Raw genomic sequence first — 704 nt, forward strand, 5'->3', positions numbered from 1 at the left:
CCAAGGCACTAATCAGGAAAATTAGGTGGTTATGCCACCGAGTCGGAGGTTTTCCCCTAGTTGTTTAACAACACCCCTAGATGCCTTTCACCTTTTCTCACCCTGCTTTAGTTCTACCGTTGCTGCGGAAGTCATCCAAATGGCTCTCCGCGTCGGGCCTCCTGGCTGGCAGCATAGTACCCGATTTTGAGTACTTCCTGCGCATGCGCAAAGGGCTGAGCTATTACAGTCATACCTGGCCCGGGCTGCTGTGGTTCGACCTCCCGTTTGCGGTGGTGCTCACGCTCTTGTTTCATCAAGTGGTCCGCGCGCCCCTGTTTGCGCACCTTCCTACGCCGCTGCAAGCCCGTTTTGCACACTTGGCTCCCCTGAACTGGATGCACGAGCTGAGGAATCGCTGGCCAATTGTGCTTCTATCCATTCTGATTGGAACCCTGACTCACTTTGGTTGGGATTGGTTTGTGCACCGCTGTGGCGATCACCTGTACGCGCACCAGAACGGCTCCTCTGCTTTCCACGGATGGCAAAGCCATAGCAAACTGTATAAACAGTTGCACGTGGCTCACTCCTTGGTGGGGCTTGCGGCAGTAGCCTTGGTCATGTACCGCATGCCCGTATCTTCTACCCCTCCGAATAGTGGCCGTTCGATTGTTGGATTTTGGCTGTTGGTGCTGCTGCTTACCGCCGCGTTTGCAAGCCTGCGT

General features: G+C 55.1%; 1 protein-coding gene. It reads left to right on the top strand.

Translation table 11 applies throughout. The features are described from left to right. Window positions 1-80: 80 nt before the first annotated feature. Window positions 81-704: DUF4184 family protein (locus tag B9A24_RS00645; RefSeq protein WP_234996880.1), on the top strand; the 624-nt coding region annotated here is incomplete at its 3' end.

The sequence above is a fragment of the Hymenobacter roseosalivarius DSM 11622 genome (assembly GCF_900176135.1).
Taxonomy (GTDB): Bacteria; Bacteroidota; Bacteroidia; order Cytophagales; family Hymenobacteraceae; genus Hymenobacter; species Hymenobacter roseosalivarius.